We start from the raw sequence: 19,178 nt of genomic DNA, 5'->3' as shown, positions 1-19,178 counted from the left end.
CGACCGGAACGATGTCTCGAGACTTCACAGGCTGCCCCGACGGGTAGCCGCACCTACAGGCAGCCGCTCCCGCCGGTGGCCGCGCGTACGGGCAGCCGCGCCTGCGCACAGCTGCGTCCGCAGCACTAACGGACGGCCAGACCAACCTTCTGGAAGGACTTCAAATCCGTGTAGCCGCACTTTGCCATGGCGCGCTTGAGTCCACCGACCAAGTTGAGCTCACCCAGCGGCTCGTTGGACGGGCCATGGAGCACGACCTCCAAGGAAGGCGCACCCGCTGAGGCATCCTCGGCGGCGCCAGAAGTTGCGTTGCCAGAAACGTCGGTGCCCGAAACATCGGCGCCAAAAGTGCCGGTGCCCAGGAGGGAATTGGCCACGCCAATCGGCTCAATGAGGCCGCGCGGGAAACGCGGGTGGCCGGCCGTGGACGGCCAGTACCAGCCCTTGCCACCAGCCTCCGCCGCGCGAGCCAGGACTGGCCCGAGCACGACCCCATCAGCGCCACAGGCAATGGCCTTGGCGATGTCTGCGGAGGTGAAGATGTCGCCGTCGGCAAGCACGTGCACGTAGCGGCCCTCGGTCTCATCCAGGTAGTCGCGGCGTGCGGCCGCAACATCCGCGATGGTCGTCGCCATGGGGATATCAATACCTACGGTCTCCGGGTTGGTGTTCACACCGGCGCCGACGATGATGCCCGCAGCGCCCGCGCGCATGAGGTGCAGCGCCGTGGTGTAATCCGCCACGCCACCAGCCACCACCGGGGTATCCAGCGAGCCGATGAACTCCTTCAAGTTGAGCGGCTCGCCGCCAGTCTGCACGTGCTCGGCGGAAATCAAAGTGCCGTGGATGAACAGCAACTCCGCGCCGGCCTTAATAACCACGGGCGCCAGCTCGCGGGCGTGCTGCGGGGAGACGCGCACGGCCACGGTCACGCCGGAATCGCGCACCTGCGCGATGCGCTCTGCCAGCAACTCCTCATTCAGGGGTGCTGCGTGCAGCTCCTGCAGCGTGGACAGGTCGCCGAAGTTCTCCGTCACGCGGGCAATCGCGCCTTCCAAATCCTCGTGACGGCCCCACAGGCCTTCGGCATTGATGACGCCTAGACCGCCCTGTTTGCCCATCTCGATAACAAATTCGGGTGTGGCCAGCGCATCAGTCGGCGCCGAAACGAACGGCACGTCGAAGGTGTAGGCATCGATGTGCCATGAGGTGTCCACGTCCTTGGAGGAACGGGTGCGGCGAGTCGGCACCAGGGAAATCTGGTTCAAGTCATAGGTGCGGCGGGCCTCGCGGCCCACGCCGATTTCTACGTAATCGCGCATTCTTAGTCCTTAGCGGTAGTTCGGAGCTTCGACGATCTGCTGAAGGTGGTGCGGGTGAGACTCCTTAAGGCCCGCAGCGGTGATCTGGACAAACTGCTTGGTCTTGAGCTCAGCCAGGTTAGCGGAGCCGGTGTAGCCCATGGAAGCGCGCAGGCCGCCCACGATCTGGTGAACGATGGCATCAATATCACCGCGGAAAGGCACGCGTCCCTCCACGCCTTCTGGCACCAGCTTGTCCTCACTCTTGACGTCGGCCTGGAAGTAGCGGTCCTTGGAGTAGGAGCGCTTCTCGCCCGTCAGGCCGCGGCCCTGCATGGCACCCATGGAACCCATTCCGCGGTAACGCTTGTACTGCTTGCCCTGGACCACAACGATGTCACCCGGTGCCTCCGTGGTACCGGCCAGCATGGAGCCCAGCATGACGGCATCGGCGCCGGCCGCCAGGGCCTTGGCGACGTCACCGGAGTACTGCATGCCGCCGTCACCAATAACCGGCACACCCGCCGGACCTGCCACGGCGGCGGCCTCCATGATGGCGGTGATCTGCGGGGCACCTACACCCGCCACAACGCGCGTGGTGCAAATGGAACCCGGTCCGATGCCGACCTTGATGGCGTCGGCGCCGGCCTCAATCATGTCGCGTGCAGCAGCACGGGTGGCCAGGTTGCCACCGATGACGTCAATGCGGTCACCAAAATCCTTCTGCACGCGGGAGACCATCTCCAGCACGCGGTTGTTGTGGGCGTGGGCGGAGTCGACGACGAGGACGTCTACGCCGGCGTCGACAAGCTGGCCTGCGCGCTGGTAGGACTCCTCACCGGTACCGATGCCCGCCGCCACGAGAAGGCGCCCGGAAGCATCCTTGGAGGCGTTGGGGAATTGCTCGGTCTTGACAAAGTCCTTGACGGTAATGAGGCCGACGAGCTTGTTCTCATCATCAACGATGGGCAGCTTCTCCACCTTGTTGGCGGACAGCAGCTCCAGCGCCTCTTCCTTGCTGACGCCTTCCTTGGCCACGACTAGCGGCATCGGGGTCATGATCTCGGAAACCTTGCGGGAGAAATCCGGCTCGAAGCGCATGTCACGGTTAGTGCAGATGCCCACGAGGGTGCCTTGCTTATCGACGACCGGCAGGCCCGAAATCCGGTACCGCGCGCACAGCGTGTCCACCTCGTCGATAGTCATGTCCGGGGTGGCCGTGACCGGGTCGGTGACCATGCCGGACTCGGAGCGCTTCACAATCTCTACTTGCTGAGCCTGCTCCTCTGCGGAAAGGTTGCGGTGCAGGACGCCGATGCCGCCCTGACGCGCCATGCCGATGGCCATGCGGGCCTCGGTCACCGTATCCATCGCGGCGGAAGCCAGAGGCACGCCGAGGCGAATGTTGCGGGTGAACTGCGCCGAGGTATCCACCTCGGAGGGAACGACGTTGGATTCTGCGGGAAGCAGCAGAACATCATCAAAAGTAAGGCCGTAGAGTGCAATCTTGTCGGGGTTGTCTCCGCCGGTGTGGACGTGGCTCATGAGGGTGGGGCTCTCCTAAACTGACCAGATAGTTGTATGCGGTAGCCCTCACTGTAGTGCGTGGACGCCCCGTAGTGGTAGCCGTGGGTATAGAAAAAGTCTCTATAGGGAATTGCCTTGCGCGCACGGAGTCAATAGGCTCGCAGACGTGAACTTTTTCGCCAACATGCCCCGCGATCCCTTCGCGGACGACCCGAACGACCCAGCTTCCTTCCTCGAGGAGGATGAGCACGTCGAGCCGCTGTCTGAGGAGGACCGTCTCGCTGTCATTCATGATCTGGCCATGGTCCAAGAGTTTGCGCGTGTTTTGAGCCCGCGCGGCATCGACGGCATCTTCTTTTTCTGCGAGGACTGCGAAGAAAACCACTTCTACGAGTGGGACATTATGGCCTCCAACATGCAGGCTACGCTGGCAGGCCAGCTCGCCCCCGTGCACGAGCCGGGTGCCGAGCCGGATCCGATGCGCTATGTTCCGTGGGATTATGCGGTGGGTTACCTCGACGGTATGGATTCGCGCTACTAGCGCGGCTGAAGTACCGCGCAGCTCAACGACAAGAACCTCTTTCCTCCTGGTGTGGGAGGAAAGAGGTTCTTTGTGGTTTTATTGCTGGAACTGCGGCGGCGGGAGCTGACCGTTATCCCCAGCGCCATCCGAGTTGTCATTCTGCGGTGGCGTCGCCTGCTCTCCACCACCCGGCTGACTTGGCTCCGGCTGGTTCTGCGTCGGCGGCTCCAGTGGGTTACCTGCCGATACCGTACGTGTCACCACGACGGTAGAGACCGCAGTCTCGGTCTGCGTGACGGTCTCCGGCTCCGGTGGCTTCTGCTCCTCTACAGGGGCGGGATTCTCCACCGTCTGCGTCTGCGTCACCGTGGTGCGGGGCTGTTGTTTCGTCGTACTCGGGGACTCCGCCTCGCGTTCCCGCTTGGCCTGATCCACCATCTTCCGGGCTTCTTCAAGCAGCTGACGGGTGCCGTCCATATCGCCCTCAGCGGAACGCCTCTCCATTTCATCGAGTGTTCCGGCGAGCTCGACCACAGACACATCGTGCTCGTCTGCGCCGAAGAGCGACTGGTTCACGCCATACAGCGGGGAACCCGGTCCGGCGTTGACCACCACAGCTCCGGTACCTGCAATGAGCAGCGTAGCTGCGGCCGCTCCAATGAGGCCGTGCATGAATGGCTTGCTCCGACGGCGACGTGCCGCGCCGAGGGAAATAACCTCCGGCTCCTCCTCCGCGCCTTCGATGAGGGGGGCCGGGGGCATCTGCTTTTCGACGTCCCCGCGCAGCTCCAGCAGAAGACCCGCCAACTCATCACCGCCATCGGAGGGATCCGTTCCTTCGGAGAGAGTGGTGAGGAATGCATCATCATCGACCAAAGGCTGCAGCTGCTCAGCGACACCCTGCTGAGGCTGGTCCTTTTTTGCCATGATGTCCTCCCTTCCTTATTAGTAAAATTTTAATTTGTCGGTGCCAAGTACCGATGGCTCACTGCTAGCTCTGGGCTAGCCCAACTACTGGTTCACACTGCTGGTTCACGACGTCTCGTGCGAATCGAGGGATTTGCGCAATTGCGCAAGTGCACGATGTTGCGCCACGCGGACTGCGCCAGGGGTAGACTCCACAATTTCCGCAGTCTCCTCTGCCGACAGCCCCACGAACACACGCAAGATGATAATGTCCCGGGCCTTGTCACTTAACGTATCGAGCATTGCCCGCACTCTGTTACTACCGTCTACTTCAAGGGCGGATTCTTCGGGGGTAGCGTCCTGAGCGGCGTCTTCCGGAAGGTCTTCCGTCGGGTGGGTGTGGTCGCGGCTGAGGGCCCGGTGAGCGTCGGTCACCTTGTGGGCAGCGATGCCATACACATAGGCCATAAACGGGCGGCCCTTGTCCTTGTACGTGCCAATCGACGTCGCCACCGCCAAGCAGATCTCTTGTGCCACATCCTCCGCCGTGGGCTGGCGGTGACCGCCAATGCGTGCGCGGCAATAGCGCAGGACCTGCGGGTGAATGATGCGCATGATGCGCTGCAGGGCACGGCGGCTACCGTCGACGGCTAGCGGAACGAGGTCCGCTAGTTCCTTATCGCTGTCGCGCTTCGCCGCTGTGGAGGAGCCGCCTGCGCCTGTAGCATGTGTAGCCACTGCCATCCTTGCTCTTCTGCTTTGTGCTCTTCTGCCTAAAGTCTTTTCTGAATGAATTCGTTTAATTCATTACTACATATTCTGCATGAACATCATGTCATAACCATTTGGCGAAACCCGAAACGACGGGTCCATTCCCCGGCTTTTGAGCTGTGATAAAAAGTTCATTCATCGTTCATCTTAACCTTAAATGCAGGTCATACTGGGTAAACGTGAGGAATTTCGGCTCGTTACACCTGCATGTCAGCAATGCTTAACGCGCCGTTTACCAAGGGAAGACACACTTCTATCTCGTCTTACTTCGCCCTAGCGCTCACGGGACCATCTCCCGTGTTGAGTCGCGCTTACAGCACGCCTCGCGCTTGGAAACTCTATCTTTGACGAATAAGGAGAATCGAACGTGTCTCAGCCTTTCCTGCTCCCCGGGCCCAATACGGACTTCTGGGATTGGCAGCTACACGGCGCTTGCCGTGGGGAAAACTCTGACGTGTTCTACCACCCAGACGGCGAGCGCGGTCGCGCCCGCGCCCAGCGCGAAAACCGCGCCAAGGCTATTTGCCACACCTGCCCAGTCATCGAATTGTGCCGCGAACACGCCCTCGCATCCGGCGAGCCCTATGGCGTGTGGGGCGGCATGAGCGAATCCGAGCGCGTCGTTGCCTTGCGCTCGCGCCGCACCCACGCGACCGTCGGCGCCTAGTCCGCCCTCCCCCAGCCATGGCGTTAAGCAGGCTGCGCTGATATTCAGCAGCCGGCAATTGGAGGCCGGTAGAAGCCGCCAGTTCTACAGCACCTGCGCTAGGTAGCGGGCGGTCAACGTGTCCTTGTCGAGGAACTCGCGCGCGTTCTGCGCCAAGCACGTACCCTGACACTCTGGGGCAACCTACAAAGACCACTGCGCGCTCGACAAAGGCACGAATATGCTTCTGTAGGGACTCCACGGGTTTGCTCAACACGTTCGTCTTGAGCCGCGTGACCAGCCTCATGTAACTCATGCTGACGCCGCCGACCTTGACCTTGGTCTCGGTCTCATACAGGTTGCGTTTTTGCTCCTCGGTGAAGTCTTGGACCGGCACGTCGGCCGAATACAGCCCGGACTCGGCGTAGGCGCGCCACATCCACGAGTCCACCTTCATGCCGGGGTACATGATGGAGCCATCGTTGAGGGAATAAGCTGCGGGCTCGCCCGCGCGGGATTCTGCTAGGCGGGGAAAAGCACGCGCAGGTGCCCGGTGATTGTCGGTGGCGGTGCCGAAGGTGGAGCGCGCAGAGGCCGCCCTGGGTTCCTGGCCTACGACGATGGCGGCGGTCAACCCTTCCAAGCGGTCCACGTCGGGGCGCGGTGGAGCTTGCATGAAGCCCGGGTAGGTTTCGTTGATGAGCCGCTGCGATTCGGCAGCGATGGTGTCGAAGACCAGCGAGGTCTTGCCGGATCCGGACACGCCGGTGACAACGGTGAGCTTGCGCTTGGGGATGCGCACATCCACGTTCTTGAGGTTGTTTTCGCGGGTGCCGGTGGCGGTGATGAATTCTTGTTCTACGGCTCCACAGTCTCATAACGGGGCAGAGATTCCCGCCCCACGGCAAAGGCCCGCCTCCCCGCGATGGATGCGGGCGGCGGGCCTTCCTTATGGCCACGCGGGGAGCTACCGCTCCCTGCGGGAACCCTTGTGGCGACGCGGGAAACGTAGGTTTCCCGCGTGCACGTTTAGTGCGCGTGCGCGTGTCCAGCCTGAGCCGGCTCTTCCTCAGCGGGCTTCTCCACGACGGAAGCCTCGGTGGTGAGCACCATGCGGGCCACGGAGGCGGCGTTAACCACGGCGGAGTGGGTGACCTTTACCGGGTCGATGATGCCCTGCTCCAGCAGGTTGCCGTACTCCAGGGTGGCGGCGTTGAAGCCTTCACCGTTGGCCTGCTCGGCAACGCGGGCGACGACGACGGAACCATCCAGGCCGGCGTTCTCAGCGATCCAGTAGGCCGGGCGGGTCAGCGCACGGGCCACAGCCTGCACGCCAATCTTGGCCTCGCCCTCGAAGCCCTCGGCAAAGGCCTTGAGCTCCTGGGAGATCTGAACCAGTGCGGAGCCGCCGCCGGCGATAACGCCTTCTTCAACGGCCGCGCGGGCGGCGTTGATGGCATCCTCGACGCGCAGCTTGCGCTCATTGACCTCGGTCTCGGTAGCGGCACCAACGCGGATGACGGCAACACCGCCAGACAGCTTGGCCAGGCGCTCCTCGAGCTTCTCCTTATCCCAGGTGGAATCGGTGCGCTCGATCTCGCGCCGGATCTGCTCGCGGCGCTCCTCGACGGCCTCAGCAGTACCTGCACCATCCACAATCACGGTGTCCTCCTTAGACACGGTGACGCGACGTGCAGAACCGAGAACCTCAGGGCCAACCTCCTTGAGGTTGATGCCGACCTCCGGGTCGACGACCGTAGCACCGGTGACAACAGCCAGGTCATCCATGAAGCCCTTACGACGCTCGCCGAAGTACGGCGACTTCACGGCGGCGACCTTGAGGACCTTACGGATGGAGTTCACGACGAGCGCCTGCAGCGGCTCGCCCTCGATGTCCTCAGCGATGATCAGCGTCGGGCGCGAGGACTCCGCGATCTTCTCCAGCAGCGGCAGGAAGTCCGGCAGGGAGGAGATCTTGTTGCGGACGAGGAGAATTGCGGCGTCGTCAAGCACGGCGTTGTAGGTCTCCTCCTCCGTCGCAAAGTACGGGGAGAGGTAGCCCTTGTCGAAGGAAATGCCCTCGGTCACGTCCACGGTGGACTCGATGGTTTGGGACTCCTCGACGGTCACGACGCCGTCCTTGCCCACCTTGTCCATCGCGCCGGCAACCATCTCGCCGACCTCCGCATCGCGGGAGGACACGGTAGCAACCTGGGAGATTTCCGCGGAGGAGTTCACCGGGGTGGCGCGCTTCTTGAGCTCCTCGACGACCTTTTCAGCGGCCGCCTCGATGCCCTTGTTGAGCTCCACCGGGTTAGCACCGGCGGCAACGTTGCGCAGGCCCTCGAAGACGAGTGCCTGGGCCAGCAAGGTCGCGGTGGTGGTACCGTCACCGGCGATGTCGTTGGTCTTAACGGCCACGGACTTCACCAGCTGGACGCCGAGGTTCTCAAAAGGATCGTCGAGATCAATGTCGCGGGCGATGGTGACGCCGTCATTCGTGACGGTCGGGCCACCAAAAGCCTTAGACAGCACGACGTTGCGGCCGCGGGGGCCGAGGGTGACCTTGACGGCGTCGGCCAGCGTGTCTACACCGCGCTGGATGCCCTCGCGGGCCTCCTGGTCAAATGCAATCAGCTTTGGCATAGGGTTAATCGCCTACTTTTACTTCTCGATGACAGCGAGCAGGTCGCGAGCGGACAGCAGGAGGTACTCCTGGCCGTCGTACTTCAGCTCGGTGCCGCCGTACTTGGAGAAGATGACGGTGTCGCCCTCGTTGACGCCGACCGGGACAACCTCGCCCTTGTCGTTGGTGCGGCCCGGGCCGACGGCTACGACGGTGGCCTCCTGCGGCTTCTCCTTCGCGGAGTCCGGGATAACCAGACCGGACGCGGTGGTGGTCTCAGCTTCAACGATCTGGACGAGGACCTTGTCCTCCAGCGGCTTGATGTTTGCCATGATGATTTCCTCCAAAGTGTTCCTAGTGCACGTCCACGTGGACGTGCGTGTGCCGGTTGTGGGTAGCCCAGCACAGCCGTCGTCGCGGGTGAACAACTGTGGGTCAAAACAACCTGCCTAGCACTCTACCCGCGCGACTGCTAGCCCTCAACGTTGTGGGCCGCTAACCCGTTCGCCCTCCGCGAACGCCACTTCAAGCACGAGAAATGTCTCCTGCAAGCAGGCCGGTCTTCCCACCACGCCGCCCTACCGCGGCGCCCCGCCAGGATGATGCTCTCACGCGCGCGAGAGTTATCACGATTCCCGCCGCTGCCTGGAATCTTGTGAGATCCAAAACTACAAAAGACGCTCGGGCCCATTCGGGCCGTCGCGTCCTTGAGTACTTGACGGGTGCGCGAGCGCGCGCACAGTCTTCTTGCCGAATCTAAGCCAGCCTGCGGGTTTAGGGGCGTCCTGCAGGATTGAGGCAGCCTGCGGGTTTAGGGGCTGCCTGTCAGATCTAGACCTGCCTATCAGAGTTGATGACGGCCGCACGCCAGAGGTTGTACTCCTCCGGGTTGTCCTCGCGGTAGTTCTTCACCGCGCGGATGCCGTGCTCCACGGCTTCGACGACTTCGTCGATGTTCTTATCGTCACCGTCGGCAGCGACAAAGATGACCGGTCCGCAGATGGAGCGGATTGGGTCCTGCAAGAAAGCGGAGTTGCCGGTAGCCGCAGCGTTGCGGGCCAAGGAGGCCACCGGGTTCGGGTCGGCGTCGTCAGCCTTCGCGTTCGGGTTAAACAACGCCGCGTAGGTCTGGCCATCATCCTGGAAGGCCACGGAAACGCGATCCTCGGTGGTACCACCGAGGAATTGATTTGCCTGTTCGAGCTCAAACTCGATGATGCGGCGGGACAGATCAGGGTTAACGAGGAATCCAGTGGTCATAACGGTGTGAGCTCCTTGTGTGTGAGCCGGACGATTATCGGTCATCACACTACCGGCACCCTGGGGGTTGCGCATCCGCTAGAGCGCACCCCCAAGTACGCCTCCGCTAGAGCGCGGCCGTGACCGGCGTCCTCAATCTCGACGACACAGAGCGTGGTACGAATCTTCTAGCGCGCAGCGGCGACGAGGGGGACTTCCACCTCAAGCTGCGTATCCGTCCCGCATGCCAGGCCGGAAGGCTCGGCGCCTTCGTGAATGAGCTGGGCGGCCACCGCCGCAATCATCACGCCGTTGTCGGTGCATAGCTTGAAGCGCGGCACACGCAACTCAATGCCCGCAGACTCGCAGCGCTTTGCCGCCAGTGCGCGCAGCCGCGAATTCGCTGCCACTCCGCCGCCGAGCAGCAGCACCTTAGCGCCTGTGTCCTGGCAGGCGCGCACAGCTTTGGCAGTCAGCACATCTGCCACCGCTTCCTGGAAGGAGGCGCAGAGATCCTCAACCTGGACCGTCGTGCCCTCGCGCTCGGCTTTTTCCACGTGGCGCGCCACCGCAGTCTTGAGCCCTGAGAAGGAGAAGTTGTGGCGGTTGGGCCCGCGCAGGTCCTCAGCCTTGGACAAACCCCGCGGCAGGTCGATGGTGGGCTTTCCTTGGGCAGCCAGCTTATCGATGATCGGCCCTCCCGGATACCCCAAGCCCAGCAGACGGGAGACTTTGTCGTAGGCTTCGCCGGCGGCGTCGTCAAGCGTGGTGCCCAACTCCTTCATGGGTTTGCCCACGGCCTCAACCTCGAGCAGCTGCGTGTGGCCGCCGGAGACGAGCAGTGCCACCGAATGCGGCAGCTCCTCGCCCTCCAGGTTCGCCACCGCGACGTGACCGCCGAGGTGGTTGACGCCGTAGAAGGGCACGCCCCACGCGGAAGCAAAAGCCTTGGCTGCCGACGCTCCGACGAGGAGCGCGCCGGCTAGGCCCGGGCCCACGGTGGCGGCCACCGCATCTGGCTTCTTGACGCCCGCTTCCTCCAACGCCGCCTTCATCACCTGTGGCATGGCCTCGAGGTGGGCGCGGGAGGCAATCTCCGGAACCACGCCGCCGAAGCGCGCGTGCTGCTCCATGGAGGAGGCGACGACGTCGGCGCGGATCTCCATGTGGCCGTTATCAAACAGCTCGATGATGCCCACGCCGGTTTCGTCGCAGGAGGACTCGATGCCGAGGATTAACATCTTTCACTCTTTCGTGGTCGATACATGGTGTGGGCGTCCGCACCGGAGGGTTGATAGTAATTGCGGCGCAGGCCGTTGATGACAAAATCATAGGCCTCGTAGAGGCGGATGGCCGGATCGTTGCCTACGCGCACTTCGAGGAAGATGGGCGCGTCGTGGGAATCTGCACGTTCGACGATGGCGTCCATCATCAGCCGCGCGATGCCCTGCCGTTGGGCCGCGGGGTCGACGCCGATGGTGCGGATTTCGTACTCCGGCCAAGCAGCGGGGCCCATGCGGCCCACGCCGGCGTAGCCGAGAACTTCCGCGTGGTTGTCGTTGTGGCCCACGCGGTTGACGCTTGCGTCAACCGCCCAGTACGTGGTGTGGCCCGCCGCGATTTCCTGCTCGAAGGCTCGCGCCGGCCATGGGCTTTCGCCGGGGAAAAGGACCTTCTCTAACTCGGCACAGCGCGGCGCGTCCGCGGACGCTAATGGCCGCAGCCTCATGATGCCGCTGTGTCCTCGATGCCGCCGACCAAGGCAGCCGAGCGCGGCTTGGCCTGTGGTTCCACGGCATCGGGACGGCGAAGGTAGAGCGGGACAAGCGGCTCAGGTTCAGCGGACAGATCGGCGCAGGCAACCAAACCCGCTGCGCGCGGGGTAGCCCACTCACGGGGAAGGTCAGCGATGCCCTCCGGCAAACGCGGGGCAATAGACTCGGGGAACACTAGGCGCACGCTTTCCGGGCTCGCGAGTCCGGCGGCGCTCAGATCAAGGGTTTCCGGCTTCGATACGTTTGGGCCGCTGCGACGCTCCCCATCGGCAAAGGTGGCCCAGTAGACCTCTTTGCGGCGGGCGTCGATGGCCACCAGCCACTCCCCCGTGCGCCCGTGCGCGATGGCATCCAGAGTGCACACACCATGGACCGGCAGATCAAGGGCCACTCCCAGGGCGGAAGCGGTAGCCATGCCTACGCGCAGACCGGTAAACGGCCCGGGCCCCATGCCCACGACGATGGCGGAGAGATCTGGGTAGGTCAGGGAGGCGTCGGCAAGCAGCTCTTCGATAGTAGGGATGAGCTTCTCGTTGTGGGCGCGCGTACCGCTGATAACACGGTCGATGCTCTCCCCGGTGTCGGTGTCAACGATGCCCGTGACCAGATCCGTGGTGGCGGTATCGAGTGCGAGAACCTTCATTAGCCTGCGAGGTGCCAGTCGGTCTCAACGTAGTCAGGGTTGTTCTTCCCCAATTTCTCCACGTATTCCGGGGTATCGCGCATAAACTGCAGCGGCTGTCCCTGCTGGAACGGCAACAGCGGCGGGATATTCTGGCTAGCAGCTTCCGGTGTCTTCAGCTGCTGCAGGAAACCATCACAGAGGTCCACCTTCGCGCGCGGCAGCTTCTCCGCCTTGAATTCGTTGTACTGCGAGACCAGCAGCATGTAGTTCACGTCATCAGGCACAGCCCCATCGACGAAGTCGATATTCAGGTTTCCCGTCTCCACTCCGCGCTCCTTGAGCTGCTCTTCGGTGATACCCGGGCAGACGGCTGCGGCCGCACTCCACTCTGGGCCGTACACATCCTGCGGGATGAACATAGCGAAGTCCAGATTCTTCGGGTAGGCGCTCAGGGACTGAGCAACGGTTGAGGGCTCCTTCGACTCCGCGTCCGCCGTCCGGACCATCGGCAGCACGATGAGCGCGGCAAGGAATACGGCGAAGCCGCCGATAACGACAGTGGTGATGAATTGACCAAGCTTGTTCATAAAGGTGGTGTTAGCTCCTCACGCGGGGATAGCGGGAATAAACAGTACGGGGATATCCTACGCGACGACTATCAAACAATAATCAAGGCCAAGACCTGGCACATGAGAATCTTGCCGATCATCGTCGTGGGATACACGGTGGCATAGCCGCGCTCTGCCAGCTGAGTACCGGTCTGGGGGTTGAGGTAGGCCATGATCGCCGGGTTCGTGGTCATACCCGCGGCGATGCCCATCGACTCATCAAACTTCAGGCGCAGCACCAGCATGGATACCGCGACGATGCCGATGGCGGAGACCAGCGACAGCACCATGCCCACACCGATGTACTTCAGGGAGGTCGGATCCGACAGCGCATCACGGAACTGGCCGCCTGCCGACGTACCCACGCCCGCCAAGAACAAGGTCAAGCCCAGCGTGGAGATTGTCTGCTTGGCGTGGAAAGGAAGCTGCCAGTTAATCGGGCCCGAGCGGCCCAGCGCGCCCAGGATGAGGCCGACGACGATGGGGCCGCCACCGAAGCCGAAGGAGAGCGTCGTGCCACCCGGCAACGGAATCGGGATAGCGCCGAAGAGCAGACCAATGAAGAGACCGAGGGCAAAGGGGAAGAGATCAACGTTGCCGAGTTTGGCTTCGGAGTCGCCGAGGAAACGGCGGACGTCGTCAAGCCTGCCCGGCGCGGTGATAACGCGCACGCGGTCCGAGTAATGCAGGACGGTTTCCTCGTTCGGTACAACGTCCGAGTCACCGCGGCGCACGCGCGCGATGAGGAAGCCTTCCTTCACAGTGTCCAAGTCCTTGAGCTGATAGCCCGCAACACGTGGGCTGGACACGGTCAGGCGGCGGTAGACCAGGCCATCTTCCTCGTGGAGGTTGAGGTGGATCTCCTCACCCAATTGGGAAATCGCGCTATCCAGCGCTGGGGCCGTGCCGTTGAGCAAAAGCTCCATGCCGGCGCGCAGCGGCAGCTCCGGGTAGGCCAGGTTGTGGTTGTGGGGATTGTTGACGTGGCGGGTAGCGATGACGCGCTCGCCAGTCACCTCCTGCAGCTGACCTACCGTTGCGTCAAAGTCGCGGGTCAGGCGCACCGCCCGCCACTCCAGTGGCTCCGCAATCATGCCCTCGGCGCGGGCGTCCTCAACGTGGTTCACACGCAGGACTTTCGCACCAATGGCGGCCACCAGAATGGTGCCGATAATGCAGCCTGGGTAGGCCAGCGAATAACCCACCACCGGGGTGCTATCGCCGCCCAGCGCCTCGACGACCGCTGCCATACCCGGCGTCGAGCTCAGCGAACCTGCAAGGGTACCCACGCTGATCGCGGGGTCCAGATCAAAGAGGCGCATCGCCAGGGTTGTCAGCCCCGCCAGAATGAAGAAGAAGACGATGACCACCATGGACATCTTCCAGCCGCGCCGGCGGAAATCTTCGAAGAAGCTACGGCCGAAGTTCAGGCCGATGACGTAAACGAAGATGGCCAGGCCAAATTGGTACACGAACGCCGGGACCACGATGTCCGGGTTCGCTGCGGACAAGCCCAAGGCCACGAACATCGCAGCCGCGGCGCCGAGCGAGATGCCGAAGACATTGATCTTGCCCACGGCCAGTCCCACCGCCATGATGAGAAAGAGCGTCAGCAAGGGCTGTTCAGCAAGAAAAGCCAGCACGTTAATTCACCCATTTCCATGTAAATACGCGGACATCATCGTCCGAGTCGCGGTTAATTGTGATAGCGAGGTACGCATCAGACAGGCGCTCCATGAAGCCCCCACCCCACTCGGCAACGACCACGGCGTCCTCTATTTCGGTGTCCAAGTCTAGACTGTCCAGCTCCCCCAACGGATCATCCGAATGATCGAGCAGGCGGTAGGCATCCACGTGCACCAACGTCGGCCCGCCCACGCGGGGAGGGTGCTCGCGGGCGATGACGAAGGTCGGTGAGGTCACCCGCCCCTTCACCTGCATCCCGCGGGCAATGCCCTGCGTAAAGGTGGTTTTCCCGGCACCTAAGGGGCCGTCGAGGATAACTAGGTCTCCTGCTTCCAGCGCCGCGCCTAGCTCTTCACCAAATGCCTGGGCATCCTCTGGCGTGGCGGCCTCACGGCGTCCTTCGTGTGGAAAATCACTGCGCATCGCTAGCTCCTTCGCGGTATGTACGCTCGGTGCGCCCGGTGGGGCGGCACACCACTTCATAGTTGATGGTCCCGGCTGTCTCGGCCAATTCTGTAGCGCTCATACCGCCGCGCCCGAAGATAACGGCAGTGTCTCCGGCGCGCACGCCGTGAGGGCTCGCGCCGAGGTCGACGACGATCTGGTCCATGCAGACCCGCCCCACCTGCGGGTAGAGCTCGCCGCCAATACCTACCTGCAGCGCCCCCTGAAAGGCGCGCGGTAGGCCATCGGCATAGCCCACGCTGACGGTGGCGAGCTCGCGGTCGCTATCCGCGGTCCAGGTCAGGCCATAACACGTGGACTCCCCCGCCGAAATCGGCTTCACTGCGACGACGGAAGCCTCCCACGTCATGGCGGGTTCCAGCCCATGGTCGCGCCCGGCGACCGGTTCGAGCCCATACAGGGCCACACCGACGCGCACCTGTTCAAAACGCGCCGAGGGGCGAGTCAAGGCCGCGGGCGAGTTAGCCAGGTGGTTCAGCGGGCACTCCAGCCCCACCTCACGGGCAAGCGTTAGGGCCTGGCGGAACTCAGATTCCTGATGATCATTGTGCGGGTGCGCCGGCTCATCAGCGCAGGCGAAGTGGGACATGAGGCCGAGGACGGTGATGTGGGGGGCGTCGGCAAGCAGGCGGAAGGTCTCCTCCCACGCATGCTTGTCGACGCCCGATCGGTGCATCCCCGTCTCCACCATCACGAAGACTTCGGTGGGAGTCTCAGCAGCAATGAGTGCTTGGGCGTGCGCCAGCGAAGGGATACCGATCTGGATACCAGCGGCGAGGGCCGGGGCGATGTCCTCTGTTGGCTCCCACAGCCAAGCAGCGATGGGGAGGGTGTCAATGACCTTCCGCAGTGCGACAGCCTCGGCCAAGGTGGCCACCCCGAAGGCGTCTGCCCCAGCCTTCGCCATGACCGGTGCGCAGCGCTCGATGCCGTGGCCATAGGCATCCGCCTTGACCACGCACATGAGGCGGGCCGGAGCCACCGCCTCCTTCACGCGAGCAACATTGTGGGCAATAGCGTTGAGGTCAACGGTGGTTTTTAACATACCCACCATTGTGCCACTTGAGGGCTCAGCGCTATTCGACGGTCACGGACTTCGCCAGATTGCGCGGCTGGTCCACGTCATAGCCCTTGGCGGTGGCTACACCGCAGGCGAAAATCTGCAGCGGAACGGTAGCCAGCAGCGGCTGCATCAGCGTCGGCGCCTGCGGGATGCGGATGATGTGGTTGGCGTAGGCCTCGACTGCCTCGTCGCCCTCTTCCGCGATGACGATGGTGATAGCACCACGGGCGCGGATCTCCTGGATATTGGAGACAACCTTGGCATGCAGGGAATCGCGGCCACGCGGGGAAGGCACGATGACGAAGACCGGCTGCCCTTCCTCGATGAGCGCGATGGGGCCGTGCTTGAGCTCACCGGCGGCGAAGCCCTCCGCGTGCAGGTAGGCAATCTCCTTGAGCTTGAGCGCGCCCTCCAGCGCGACGGGGAAGCCGACGTGGCGGCCCAGGAAGAGCACCGACTTGGCGTTCTCCATAGCGTTGGCTAGGTCGTAGACCTGCTGCTCGTTGTCGATGATTGCCTGGACCTTTTCCGGCATGCCACGCAGGTCTTCGAGGACCGAGTTGACCTCATCGGAGAACATGTTGCCGCGCAGGCGCGCCAGGTAGAGGCCCAGCAGGTAGGTCGCGGTGATCTGCGCCAGGAAGGCCTTGGTGGAGGCCACGGCGATCTCCGGGCCGGCGTGGGTGTAGAGGGCGGCGTCGGACTCGCGCGGAATGGAGGAACCCTGGGTGTTGCAGATGGCAATCACCTTGGCGCCCTGCTGGCGGGCGTGGCGCACGGCCATGAGGGTATCCATGGTCTCGCCCGACTGGGACAGGGCCACGACCAGGGTCTTCTCGTTGACGATCGGATCGCGGTAGCGGAACTCATGGGCCAGCTCCACCTCGCACGGGATGCGGCACCAGTGCTCGATGGCGTAGCGCGCGACGTGGCCGGCGTAGGCGGCGGTGCCGCAGGCGATGACGATGATCTTGTCGATGGACTTGAGCACCGATTCCTCGATGCGGATCTCATCGAGGATCAGGTTGCCGGTCTCATCGAGGCGGCCCAGCAGGGTATCGCGCACGGCTGCTGGCTGGTCGTGGATTTCCTTCTCCATGAAGGAGTTAAAGCCGCCCTTTTCAGCAGCAGCGGCATCCCACTTGATCTCGAAAGGCTTGCCCTGGGCGGGGTTGCCCTCATAGTCGGTGATTTCGATGTCATCCGCGGTGATGGTCACGACCTGGTCGTTGTCCATCTCCACGGCAGACTTGGTGTAGTCGATGAAGCCGGAGACGTCCGAACCCAGGAAGTTCTCCCCCTCACCCAGGCCGATGACCAGCGGCGAATCGCGGCGCGCAGCCACGATGCGATCCGCCTGCTCGGCGTGAATAGCCAAGAGGGTGAACGCACCTTCCAGACGCTTGCCGGTCAGCTGCATAGCCTTGGTGAGGTCACCGCTGGCTTCGTTGTGGAACACATCTGCCAGAAGGGTGGCGGCTACCTCGGTGTCGGTCTCGGAGACGAAGTTATGTCCCTTGCCCTCCAGCTCGCTTTTAAGCTCAGCAAAGTTCTCGATGATGCCGTTGTGCACGACGGCGAGCTTGCCGCCATCCACCACGTGCGGGTGGGCGTTCAGATCGGTCGGGCCACCGTGAGTAGCCCAGCGGGTGTGGCCGATGCCCAGGACGGAATCCTTCAGTGGACGCGCAGCGATTTCGGCTTCCAGCGCAGCGACCTTTCCGGCCTTCTTGCGCCAGCCGATCTCACCATCGGCGTACATTGCGACGCCTGCTGAGTCATAGCCGCGATACTCCAGTCGGCGCAGGCCCTCCAGCACAACGTCTAACGCAAAGTACTCACGGCCATCGGTATTTCGGCCAATGTATCCAACGATTCCACACATGGGAAAAAATTTTACAGCATGATTTATCATGCCGAATCTCAAGGATCGCGTTTAATTCTCCCCCCACTGCCTTATAGTGTCCACCGCTTTACCTACTCTTTGCTCTATTCTGTAAAGCGTGTCTGCGAATTTGAAGAAGCATCTCGGTACGTTGTCCAAGCGCGGCCCGCACCGCGTTCTCGTCGGGGACCTGTCCTATGCAGGGCTGGAAGGCAAGGTCTACACCCCAGCTGAGGGTAAAGGTCTGCCTGCCGTGGCATTTGCCCACGACTGGACGAAAAGCGTTAAGGACTACCACGCCACCCTGCGCCACTTGGCCAGCTGGGGCATCGTAGTGGTTGCTCCCGATACAGAAACAGGCGTCTTTGCCAAGCACCGCAACTTGGCTGCCGACCTCGAATCGGCGTTGCAGATTGCCGCTGGTGTCCGGTTGGGTGCCGGAAAGATTTCGGTGTCCCCCTCCAAACTGGGTGTCTTTGGACACGGCATGGGCGGCGGCGTAGCCACCTTGGCCGCCGTGGATAACCCAAAGGTCCGCGCCGTCGCTGCCCTCTACCCCGCCGATACTTCCCCCTCTGCAGTTCAGGCCGCCCACGCTGTTAAGGCCCGCGGGCTCGTTATCGGCGCAGGCCAGGATGATATCTTCCGCGCCGGTAATCCCGCGAAGCTAGCCAACGCCTGGGGCGGCCCGGTGGCCTACCGTGAGATTGCTAAGGGCACGCAGTCCGGTTTCAGCGAGGATAAATTCTTCAAGTTGGCGCTTGGTTCCGGCTTCTTCCAAGGATCCGCCGTTGAGACAGCCCGCGGCCTAGTCACCGGCTTCTTGCTGTCCACCCTGGCTGGTGAGTCCAAGTATGACGCCTTTGCGGCTGCCGACGCCTCCGCCAAGGGCGTCGAGAGCTTCCTCGGCGAGGACCTCACCAAGCGCGCGGGTTTCTAGCGACGGGAAAGGTTTCGACGAGCTAGCACCGCAAGGCGCACGTGTGCTCCGACTAAAGCAGGACGATCGTTTATTCGTCCTGCTTTAGTCTTTTTAAGCGGGGAACTTCAAGGAGAAGCCAGGCGATAAGGCCAATTCCTGGGAGAAGCAGCTGCGCGGCCGTCCACAGCTTTATGTGGGCCATATCTCTGTCGCATTTAATCTCAATGCCAAGCACGACAAAAGCCACCAAGAGGTACAGCATGGGAAGAACTCCCCACAAGACGTCATAACGCCAAGGAACTGTCATGTGGTCTTCCCCCAAACCTTGGTTGATACGTGCAGTGGCTACTCACGCCACAGTAACACCGGGAGCTGCTGGCGCACAGAGGAATTTCCCGGTTTCCGTGTCACCCGCGCCTGAGCACTGATTGCACTTGGCCGCGCGGGCGGCCTCGCCCCTGCCTTTGGCTTTGACTGTGCGCTCCGCTCCTAGAAGCAGGGTTCCGCCGCTGCGCCTCTGTAGGCGATTGGGCTTGGGCGGCACGCTGCGCAGACTTTTCCAATTCGTCCTGTGCTTTAGCCATGGCTTTCTCAAATTCCAGCAGCCGTG

At 62.7% G+C, this 19,178-nt stretch carries 20 protein-coding genes; 4 read left to right on the top strand and 16 right to left on the bottom strand.

Features of this window, described 5'->3' with window-relative positions:
• Positions 1-125 precede the first annotated feature (125 nt).
• Entirely contained in the window at positions 126-1,322 is a 1,197-nt protein-coding gene (locus HMPREF2896_RS02890; protein ID WP_070446489.1) for a GuaB3 family IMP dehydrogenase-related protein, read from the bottom strand.
• A 9-nt stretch (positions 1,323-1,331) separates the two neighbouring features.
• Positions 1,332-2,846: an IMP dehydrogenase gene (gene guaB / locus HMPREF2896_RS02885; protein WP_070446490.1), complete on the bottom strand. Its 1,515-nt coding sequence runs from the start codon at positions 2,844-2,846 to the stop codon at positions 1,332-1,334.
• 148 nt (positions 2,847-2,994) lie between these two features.
• Between guaB and HMPREF2896_RS02880 the strand changes: the two genes are divergently transcribed.
• Positions 2,995-3,369, top strand: a complete 375-nt coding sequence (locus tag HMPREF2896_RS02880) for a DUF5319 domain-containing protein (protein WP_010189463.1) — start codon at positions 2,995-2,997, stop codon at positions 3,367-3,369.
• Between the two features lie 78 nt (positions 3,370-3,447).
• Here the strand turns inward: HMPREF2896_RS02880 and HMPREF2896_RS02875 are convergent, their stop codons facing one another.
• Together HMPREF2896_RS02875 and HMPREF2896_RS02870 are read right to left on the bottom strand one after the other, a co-directional pair.
• Positions 3,448-4,278, bottom strand: coding sequence for a hypothetical protein (locus HMPREF2896_RS02875; protein WP_070717547.1), 831 nt, complete (start codon positions 4,276-4,278; stop codon positions 3,448-3,450).
• A gap of 105 nt (positions 4,279-4,383) precedes the next feature.
• Complete coding sequence (locus tag HMPREF2896_RS02870; RefSeq protein ID WP_070446495.1) at positions 4,384-5,001, bottom strand: sigma-70 family RNA polymerase sigma factor; 618 nt, start codon at positions 4,999-5,001, stop codon at positions 4,384-4,386.
• A 394-nt stretch (positions 5,002-5,395) separates the two neighbouring features.
• Between HMPREF2896_RS02870 and HMPREF2896_RS02865 the strand changes: the two genes are divergently transcribed.
• Positions 5,396-5,695, top strand: coding sequence for a WhiB family transcriptional regulator (locus HMPREF2896_RS02865; protein ID WP_070446497.1), 300 nt, complete (start codon positions 5,396-5,398; stop codon positions 5,693-5,695).
• Between the two features lie 532 nt (positions 5,696-6,227).
• Positions 6,228-6,554, top strand: coding sequence for a hypothetical protein (locus HMPREF2896_RS02860; RefSeq protein ID WP_070717544.1), 327 nt, complete (start codon positions 6,228-6,230; stop codon positions 6,552-6,554).
• A 149-nt stretch (positions 6,555-6,703) separates the two neighbouring features.
• Here HMPREF2896_RS02860 and groL read toward each other — a convergent pair whose 3' ends face one another.
• The 11 genes from groL to glmS all read right to left on the bottom strand — a co-directional run bounded on the left by groL (position 6,704) and on the right by glmS (position 17,646).
• Positions 6,704-8,320 (bottom strand): chaperonin GroEL, encoded by a 1,617-nt coding sequence (gene groL, locus HMPREF2896_RS02855; RefSeq protein ID WP_070717542.1) that lies wholly within the window; start codon positions 8,318-8,320, stop codon positions 6,704-6,706.
• Positions 8,321-8,338: 18 nt separating this feature from the next.
• Positions 8,339-8,638 (bottom strand): co-chaperone GroES, encoded by a 300-nt coding sequence (groES, locus tag HMPREF2896_RS02850; RefSeq protein ID WP_167595557.1) that lies wholly within the window; start codon positions 8,636-8,638, stop codon positions 8,339-8,341.
• A gap of 493 nt (positions 8,639-9,131) precedes the next feature.
• Entirely contained in the window at positions 9,132-9,560 is a 429-nt protein-coding gene (locus HMPREF2896_RS02845) for a hypothetical protein (protein WP_070644421.1), read from the bottom strand.
• 167 nt (positions 9,561-9,727) lie between these two features.
• A complete protein-coding gene (gene tsaD, locus HMPREF2896_RS02840; RefSeq protein WP_070717540.1) occupies positions 9,728-10,780 on the bottom strand; it encodes a tRNA (adenosine(37)-N6)-threonylcarbamoyltransferase complex transferase subunit TsaD in 1,053 nt (350 codons plus the stop codon).
• Complete coding sequence (gene rimI / locus HMPREF2896_RS02835; protein ID WP_070644423.1) at positions 10,774-11,268, bottom strand: ribosomal protein S18-alanine N-acetyltransferase; 495 nt, start codon at positions 11,266-11,268, stop codon at positions 10,774-10,776. Before rimI ends, tsaD begins: the two co-directional genes overlap by 7 nt.
• Positions 11,265-11,957, bottom strand: coding sequence for a tRNA (adenosine(37)-N6)-threonylcarbamoyltransferase complex dimerization subunit type 1 TsaB (tsaB, locus tag HMPREF2896_RS02830; RefSeq protein WP_070717536.1), 693 nt, complete (start codon positions 11,955-11,957; stop codon positions 11,265-11,267). The genes rimI and tsaB overlap by 4 nt, the downstream gene beginning before the upstream one ends.
• Positions 11,957-12,526 carry a hypothetical protein gene (locus HMPREF2896_RS02825; protein ID WP_070717533.1) on the bottom strand — a complete coding sequence of 190 codons (570 nt, stop codon included), beginning with the start codon at positions 12,524-12,526 and terminating at the stop codon, positions 11,957-11,959. Before HMPREF2896_RS02825 ends, tsaB begins: the two co-directional genes overlap by 1 nt.
• Before the next feature lie 71 nt (positions 12,527-12,597).
• Positions 12,598-14,190, bottom strand: coding sequence for an aspartate:alanine exchanger family transporter (locus HMPREF2896_RS02820; RefSeq protein WP_070717530.1), 1,593 nt, complete (start codon positions 14,188-14,190; stop codon positions 12,598-12,600).
• A gap of 1 nt (position 14,191) precedes the next feature.
• Positions 14,192-14,656: a tRNA (adenosine(37)-N6)-threonylcarbamoyltransferase complex ATPase subunit type 1 TsaE gene (tsaE, locus tag HMPREF2896_RS02815; RefSeq protein WP_070717528.1), complete on the bottom strand. Its 465-nt coding sequence runs from the start codon at positions 14,654-14,656 to the stop codon at positions 14,192-14,194.
• Positions 14,646-15,743: an alanine racemase gene (alr, locus tag HMPREF2896_RS02810; RefSeq protein WP_210388732.1), complete on the bottom strand. Its 1,098-nt coding sequence runs from the start codon at positions 15,741-15,743 to the stop codon at positions 14,646-14,648. Before alr ends, tsaE begins: the two co-directional genes overlap by 11 nt.
• Positions 15,744-15,774: 31 nt before the next feature.
• On the bottom strand, positions 15,775-17,646 hold the full coding sequence (glmS, locus tag HMPREF2896_RS02805) for a glutamine--fructose-6-phosphate transaminase (isomerizing) (RefSeq protein ID WP_070710840.1): 1,872 nt from the start codon (positions 17,644-17,646) through the stop codon (positions 15,775-15,777).
• Between the two features lie 118 nt (positions 17,647-17,764).
• Between glmS and HMPREF2896_RS02800 the strand changes: the two genes are divergently transcribed.
• The gene (locus HMPREF2896_RS02800; protein ID WP_070717526.1) at positions 17,765-18,586 is read left to right on the top strand and encodes a dienelactone hydrolase family protein; all 822 of its coding nucleotides are present in this window, start codon (positions 17,765-17,767) and stop codon (positions 18,584-18,586) included.
• Positions 18,587-18,656: 70 nt separating this feature from the next.
• On the opposite strand, the gene HMPREF2896_RS12935 is transcribed toward HMPREF2896_RS02800, so the two are convergent.
• The gene (locus HMPREF2896_RS12935; RefSeq protein WP_070717524.1) at positions 18,657-18,875 is read right to left on the bottom strand and encodes a hypothetical protein; all 219 of its coding nucleotides are present in this window, start codon (positions 18,873-18,875) and stop codon (positions 18,657-18,659) included.
• Positions 18,876-19,178: the final 303 nt, after the last annotated feature.

It is taken from the genome of Corynebacterium sp. HMSC069E04 (assembly GCF_001813175.1).
GTDB lineage: Bacteria > Actinomycetota > Actinomycetes > Mycobacteriales > Mycobacteriaceae > Corynebacterium > Corynebacterium aurimucosum.
This window is presented reverse-complemented; position numbering and strand designations above follow the sequence as displayed.

Excerpts from the sequence above, each read along its gene's own strand:
- HMPREF2896_RS02890 (WP_070446489.1), bottom strand. The coding sequence starts at position 1,322 with ATGCGCGATTACGTAGAAATCGGCGTGGGCCGCGAGGCCCGCCGCACC.
- guaB (WP_070446490.1), bottom strand. The coding sequence starts at position 2,846 with ATGAGCCACGTCCACACCGGCGGAGACAACCCCGACAAGATTGCACTC.
- HMPREF2896_RS02875 (WP_070717547.1), bottom strand. The coding sequence starts at position 4,278 with ATGGCAAAAAAGGACCAGCCTCAGCAGGGTGTCGCTGAGCAGCTGCAG.
- HMPREF2896_RS02870 (WP_070446495.1), bottom strand. The coding sequence starts at position 5,001 with ATGGCAGTGGCTACACATGCTACAGGCGCAGGCGGCTCCTCCACAGCG.
- groL (WP_070717542.1), bottom strand. The coding sequence starts at position 8,320 with ATGCCAAAGCTGATTGCATTTGACCAGGAGGCCCGCGAGGGCATCCAG.
- HMPREF2896_RS02845 (WP_070644421.1), bottom strand. The coding sequence starts at position 9,560 with ATGACCACTGGATTCCTCGTTAACCCTGATCTGTCCCGCCGCATCATC.
- tsaD (WP_070717540.1), bottom strand. The coding sequence starts at position 10,780 with ATGTTAATCCTCGGCATCGAGTCCTCCTGCGACGAAACCGGCGTGGGC.
- rimI (WP_070644423.1), bottom strand. The coding sequence starts at position 11,268 with ATGAGGCTGCGGCCATTAGCGTCCGCGGACGCGCCGCGCTGTGCCGAG.
- tsaB (WP_070717536.1), bottom strand. The coding sequence starts at position 11,957 with ATGAAGGTTCTCGCACTCGATACCGCCACCACGGATCTGGTCACGGGC.
- HMPREF2896_RS02825 (WP_070717533.1), bottom strand. The coding sequence starts at position 12,526 with ATGAACAAGCTTGGTCAATTCATCACCACTGTCGTTATCGGCGGCTTC.
- tsaE (WP_070717528.1), bottom strand. The coding sequence starts at position 14,656 with ATGCGCAGTGATTTTCCACACGAAGGACGCCGTGAGGCCGCCACGCCA.
- alr (WP_210388732.1), bottom strand. The coding sequence starts at position 15,743 with ATGTTAAAAACCACCGTTGACCTCAACGCTATTGCCCACAATGTTGCT.
- glmS (WP_070710840.1), bottom strand. The coding sequence starts at position 17,646 with ATGTGTGGAATCGTTGGATACATTGGCCGAAATACCGATGGCCGTGAG.
- HMPREF2896_RS12935 (WP_070717524.1), bottom strand. The coding sequence starts at position 18,875 with ATGACAGTTCCTTGGCGTTATGACGTCTTGTGGGGAGTTCTTCCCATG.